This is a genomic window from Selenomonadales bacterium, from assembly GCA_018335585.1.
Taxonomy (GTDB): Bacteria; Bacillota; UBA994; order UBA994; family UBA994; genus UBA994.
Window position 1 is genome coordinate 22,527 of record JAGXRZ010000024.1, and the last position, 6,000, is coordinate 28,526.

General features: G+C 57.0%; 7 protein-coding genes. All 7 read left to right on the forward strand.

Features of this window, described 5'->3' with window-relative positions; all coding sequences use genetic code 11:
* Positions 1-74 precede the first annotated feature (74 nt).
* Positions 75-572 (forward strand): YqeG family HAD IIIA-type phosphatase, encoded by a 498-nt coding sequence (locus KGZ66_05110; GenBank protein ID MBS3984963.1) that lies wholly within the window; start codon positions 75-77, stop codon positions 570-572.
* A gap of 183 nt (positions 573-755) precedes the next feature.
* The gene (locus KGZ66_05115; GenBank protein ID MBS3984964.1) at positions 756-1,004 is read left to right on the forward strand and encodes a DUF433 domain-containing protein; all 249 of its coding nucleotides are present in this window, start codon (positions 756-758) and stop codon (positions 1,002-1,004) included.
* The gene (locus KGZ66_05120) at positions 1,001-1,375 is read left to right on the forward strand and encodes a DUF5615 family PIN-like protein (protein MBS3984965.1); all 375 of its coding nucleotides are present in this window, start codon (positions 1,001-1,003) and stop codon (positions 1,373-1,375) included. The genes KGZ66_05115 and KGZ66_05120 overlap by 4 nt, the downstream gene beginning before the upstream one ends.
* A gap of 206 nt (positions 1,376-1,581) precedes the next feature.
* Positions 1,582-3,210 (forward strand): Flp pilus assembly complex ATPase component TadA, encoded by a 1,629-nt coding sequence (gene tadA / locus KGZ66_05125; GenBank protein MBS3984966.1) that lies wholly within the window; start codon positions 1,582-1,584, stop codon positions 3,208-3,210.
* A gap of 4 nt (positions 3,211-3,214) precedes the next feature.
* Positions 3,215-4,282: a type IV pilus twitching motility protein PilT gene (locus KGZ66_05130; protein MBS3984967.1), complete on the forward strand. Its 1,068-nt coding sequence runs from the start codon at positions 3,215-3,217 to the stop codon at positions 4,280-4,282.
* 6 nt (positions 4,283-4,288) lie between these two features.
* Positions 4,289-5,518, forward strand: a complete 1,230-nt coding sequence (locus KGZ66_05135) for a type II secretion system F family protein (protein MBS3984968.1) — start codon at positions 4,289-4,291, stop codon at positions 5,516-5,518.
* A gap of 314 nt (positions 5,519-5,832) precedes the next feature.
* A partial coding sequence (locus KGZ66_05140) for a prepilin-type N-terminal cleavage/methylation domain-containing protein (protein MBS3984969.1) occupies positions 5,833-6,000 on the forward strand: 168 nt, incomplete at its 3' end.

The following is a 6,000-nucleotide window of genomic DNA, read 5'->3' on the forward strand; positions in this document are numbered from 1 at the left end:
CTAAGTGCTAAGTGCTAGGCGCATTACCTTTTGACTTGCCAGGCTATATGCTACACTAGCTTCGAGGTGAACACATGAAGTACTTGCTGCCCTCTATGTATGTAGAAAGCATCTACCACATCGACCTAGCGAAGCTACGCGCGCGCGGCATAGACACCATCATCTCTGACCTCGATAACACCTTGGTGCCGTGGGTAGAAAACAAAGTCAACCCCGAGCTCAAGCAGTGGCTAGAGAACCTTAAGGCGCAGGGCTTTAAGGTTTGTTTGGTGTCTAACGCTCTGGAGAGGCGCATCGCGCACTTTCGCACCGAGCTTAATGTGCCCGGCCTTAGTCGCGCCAACAAGCCCTCGCGCAAAGCCTTTCGGCAGGCCTTAGCGCTCCTTGGCAGCCGACCTGAAACGACAGCCATGATTGGCGACCAAGTCTTCACCGATGTCTTGGGCGGCAATCGCTTAGGGCTCTTTACTATCCTCGTGGTGCCGCTTAGCGACCGCGACTTCTTTACGACCCGCATCGTGCGCATTTTTGAGCGCTGGGTGCTGCGGCATATGGCGAGGGGTAAGGAATGAGCTGTCGCTTGTGGCTTGTCGCTTGTCGCTTGGGGAGATGGCTGTGAGCTTTGAGCGGTGAGCTGTGAGCACGCTCCTTCTACCAAGAGCCAGGGTCTGGTAGTCAAGAGCGGCAACATTGATTATAATGTAGGCACGGCGGCTAAACCGCAGAAAACACACGAGGCGTAGGGAGGCATGGACGTGGCTGTACGATTCGGTCGAATAACTGTAAATCCTGAGGTCTGCATGGGGCAGCCAACCATCAGGGGAGTCCGCATTACGGTTGCCTTTGTCCTCAAGTTGTTGGCTTCAGGCATGACCCAAGAGGAAGTTCTAGAGGCATACCCAGAGTTAGTCAAGGAAGACATCCTTCAATCCATCGAATATGCAGCCTGGCTAGCTGGCGAGTATCACCGTCCGACTCCCGTGTATGCTGAACGCGGCGTATGAAGCTGAAGTTCATAGCAGATGTCCATATATCCCCGCGCACTGTCGGGGCACTGCAGAGCACGGGGTATGATATCTGTCGAGTTACCGACAAGCTTGCCTCTACAGCCTCTGATCATGACATTATCCGCTTAGCGCGCGACGAACAATCCGTGATCATCACTCAGGATTTGGATTTTTCGGCTATTGTAGCCCAGGGCGGGCTTAACGGGCCGAGCGTTATAACGTTGAGAGTCGCGAATGCCAAGCCTGATGCCATCACACGACTCTTGGCGTCCATCCTGCCTTTGATTGAGGCCGAACTCGTTGCAGGCGCAATCATATCAATCGATGAACGGGAGTATCGCATTAAGAGGCTTTACACTGAGGCCTAGAGGGGCTTTCCGCTCTCCGCCGTAAGCCGTAAGCCGTAAGCTGTCAGCGTAGCACCCATTCCACGAAGTGCAAAGTGCTAAGTGCTAAGTGCGATCCCCTCCCATACAAGCCACAAGCGACAAGCCACAAGCAACACGTTCCCCATTGCAGGACTTCCCCTCCGCATGTCGAAATCCCTCACAAGACAGTCGCAAGGAGGGCACGCATGCTGCGCAAAAAACTGGGAGAGCTACTGCTTGAGGAAGGAGTCATTACACAGGAGCAGTTAGCGAGCGCACTGGCTACATCAAACGGCTCTCGCCTGGGCGAAACCTTAGTAACGCAAGGATTCGTCAGTGAGGAGAAGCTTTACCGTATTATCGCCAAACAACACGGAGCGCGTTTTGTGCTGCTGCGCGATATTACCCCCGAACAAGAGGCCGTAAAACTCCTTAGCGCCGCCACTGCGCGGCGCTATCGGTGTTTGCCGCTTAAGCGCACGCCAGACACCCTGCAGTTAGCTATCGCCGACCCCCTAAATGTACTAGCCGTCAGCGACATTTCGTTAATAACGGGTCTAAAAGTCGAACTGGTAGTCATGACGCCGCGCGACATCGAGAAGGCCCTAGCTCGCCTCTACGGCGAAACGACGACTCCCGGTGAGGTGTCTACAGCCGGGGAGGGCGAGGCCACGCCTGTCGTGCGCATGGTCAATCGCCTGATTGCACAGGCCTGCCAAGAGCGCGCCTCCGACATCCACCTAGAGTCCCAAGACGACGGCGTACGCGTGCGCTACCGCGTCGACGGCGTGCTGCAGGACGTAAGCCGATTAGATAAAGACATGTCGCTCGCGCTGTTCTCGCGCCTTAAAGTTATGGCCCAGCTCGATATTTCCGAACGGCGTCTGCCCCAAGACGGGTCGTTCCGTTTTAATGGCCCGCAGGGCTCGTTTGACTTGCGCGTCTCTACCCTGCCGACAGTCAGCGGCGAGAAAGTCGTGCTGCGCCTGCTAAACAGCGGCCGCGTCGAGTTGTCCTTACAGAAGCTCGGGTTAGCTCAAGCCGACCGCGAACGGTTAGAGCGCATGCTGACGCAGAGCTACGGCATGATTCTTATTACCGGCCCCACCGGGAGCGGCAAGACAACCACCCTTTATTCCGCCGTGCATCACCTGCACCATCCCTCGCGCAACATCTGCACCGTGGAAGACCCGGTGGAGTTTCGCCTGCCGGGAATCACCCAGGTAAACGTCAACCAAAAGATAGGCCTGTCCTTTGCGAGCGTCCTGCGCGCCTTCGTGCGGCAGGACCCGGACGTGATCCTGGTCGGCGAGATTAGAGACTACGAAACAGCAGACATCGCCATCCGCTCCGCGCTGACCGGGCATCTGGTGTTGTCGTCGCTACACACCAACGATGCCGCCAGCACCGTAACGCGCTTAAGCGAGATGGGGGTCGAGCCGTTTCTTATTGCCGCGTCGATAGTCGGCGTGGTGGCGCAGCGGCTCGTGCGCAAACTCTGCCCGGCCTGTAGGCAGCCGCATGTGTTGCCGGCACAGTCGCCGGAGTTGCGCGCCTTAGGGCTTGACGCGGCAGAACAGCACAAGTTCTATTTGCCTACGGGGTGTGACAAGTGTCACGGGGAGGGTTTCCGCGGCCGCGTCGGCGTCTTTGAAGTTATGAGCGTAAGCGAAGAAATGCGCGCCGCCATCGTACGCCAAGCTGCGACCGGCGAGCTTCGGGCAGTGGCACGGCGCGCGGGCTCCCGTTCACTGCTTGCAGACGCCGTAGACAAAGCGCGGGAAGGTCTCACCACCGTTGCCGAAGCCCTGCGTGTGGCTTATCAGGAGGGATAGTAATATGGCAGAACGTGAACTTCTTGTCGATGAGTTACTGCGGCAGGCCGCGGCCATGCGCGCCTCGGACTTACACATTACGGTCGAACTGCCGCCCATGGTACGGGTAGACGGCGAGCTACAACGCATGCCGGACTTGCCCATCTGTAAGCCCGACGACACGGCGCGCATCATGCGCGAGTTGCTCACCGAACAACAGCGGGCTGAGTTCGTTACTCATGGCAGTATCGACTTTTCTTTAAGCCGCCCAGGTGTCGGGCGCTTTAGGGTAAACGCCTACCGCCAACGCAATGCCGTGGCACTGGCGCTGCGTCTGATTCCCGCCGGTATCCCCGATATTCGTGAGTTGAACCTACCGCCCATCGTATCCGAATTGGCGCGTAAACCAAGCGGGCTTATTTTAGTCACCGGCCCCACAGGCAGCGGCAAATCCACAACCCTCGCCGCCATGATTGGGCAGATGAACCGCGAGGAGAAGCTGCATATATTGACACTAGAGGACCCCATCGAGTTTTTGCACCGGCATGGGCAGAGCATGGTCAACCAACGCGAGATCGGGCCGGATGCACCTTCCTTTGCCGCAGGGTTGCGCGCGGCACTGCGCGAAGACCCGGACGTCATCCTGGTGGGCGAAATGCGCGATTATGACACTACACAGATTGCGGTAAGCGCAGCCGAAACCGGCCACTTAGTCCTAGCTACTTTGCATACCCCCTCGGCTTGGCAGACGATAGACCGCATCGTCGATATCTTCCCGCCTTATCAGCAGGCGCAAATCCGCATTCAGCTCGCCTCCTCCCTGCAAGGGGTAATCGCCCAGCAGCTTTTGCCCCGCGCCGACGGGCCCGGTCGCGTGCCTGCTTTTGAGATTATGGTCTCCACTCCAGCTGTGCGCAACCTAATCCGCGAAGGCAAGACGCACCAGCTCCCCTCGATTCTGCAAACCAATGCCCGCGCGGGGATGGTTACAATGGAAGCCTCGCTTAAGAAGCTGCTGGCTGACCGCATAATCTCCGACGAGACATACCGGCTGTTTAGCGTAGAATCCGGCATTCTGCGTATTCTGGAGTGATGTCAGATGAGCCAAGTCTATTCCTTTAAGGCGCGCGCCGCGACCGGTGCGGCGCAGAGCGGCACGATTGCCGCCGAGAGTCAAAGTGAGGCGCTAAAGAAACTGCAGGAGCGGGGGCTCGTGGTTACACACCTCGAGCTAACCCGCGATTTAGCCGTGCAGTGGCGCGCAAGCAAAGGCAAGCAGAGCCTCTTTCGGCAGAGCGTGCCGGTAAAGGACTTAAGCATGTTCTGCCGACAATTTGCCGTGCTCTTTGGCTCCGGCGTTACCATTATGCAGTCGTTGCGCACGCTAGAGCAGCAGACGACTAACCGCGAACTTAAGGCGCGGCTTAAGCAAGTTACACAGGCCGTCGTAGCCGGGGAGGGCTTAGGTGCGGCCATGAAACGCCACGCCGACGTTTTTCCCGCTTTGCTCTACAATATGGTGGCAGCAGGCGAAGTCTCCGGCGCGCTGGAAACAGTCTTAGATAAGGCAGCCACCCATTTTGAGCGCGAGCACGCCATTGAAACGCGCGTAAAGTCCGCCCTGTTTTATCCTAAGCTCGTGGTCGGCGTCATTTTCCTAGTCGTCACTTTCCTTTTGACTTTCGTAGTGCCGCGTTTTGCCGACCTGTTTGTGGGCATGGGTGTGGATTTGCCGCTGCCGACGCGCATGCTGATGGGGCTTGGGGCGTTTATGGCGAGCTGGTGGTGGGCGGTAGCGCTAGGCCTAGTCGTCGCATATGCTCTAGCGGTATGGTACAGAGCCACACCCGCAGGCAAAGTGGCCTTTGACCGCCTTTCTTTGCGCCTACCTATCTTTGGCGAGCTTAACCGCATGAATTTTGTTTCACGTTTTTGCAGGAACTTAGCAACTCTTAGTCGAAGTGGAGTACCTATAGTACCGGCGATGATTTTAGTGCGCCAGACTATCGGTAACCGCATCCTTGAGGACGCCTTGCGCCCGGCCGAGGAGGCCATTAAGTCAGGGCAGGGGATTTCGCCTCAGCTCTCGCGCAGCGGCTTTTTCCCGCCGCTGGTCACGCAAATGGTCGCGGTGGGTGAGGAAACAGGTGCGCTAGACACAATGCTCGAGCGCGCGTCCGATTTCTACGACGGTGAAATTAAATCTCTCACCGACCGCTTAACGCAGTTGATTGAACCGATTATTTTTGTTATTTTAGGCGTAGTAGTTACGTTTATTATCTTAGCGATAATGTTGCCGATGTTTGAGAGCTTGAGGATGGTGGGCTGAGCGCGGAGCGAGTGTCTAGTGCCCAGTGCCTAGTGCCCAGTGCTCAGTGCCCAGTAGCGCAAGCTCTCCAATTTCATGATTCACGATTCCTGATTCATGATTGCCTTAGCTCACAGCTCACAGCCCACCGCTTACGGCTTACAGCTTACAGCTGGCGGCTGGCGGCTGGCGGCATCCCCAAGCGACAAACGACAAACCCGCTGGCTAGCGCCTAGGGACGAGGCTAAGCCTTAGTTCTTACGCTGTATATACACCTCCCTAGTAGAGAGACATACGCCTAGCCAGGGATAAGTGGTGAGGAGGAGGTGAAAAGGATGAAAAAGAGAGAAAGAGGCTTTACGCTAGTCGAGCTGTTGGTTGTCATCGCGATCCTGGGTGTGCTCGGTGGTATAGCTGTACCTAGGGTGTTAGGAGCGGTGGAGAACGCCAGACGCAACGGCAATATCGCCAACCGGACGATTCTGCAGTCGGCTGTCGAGCGG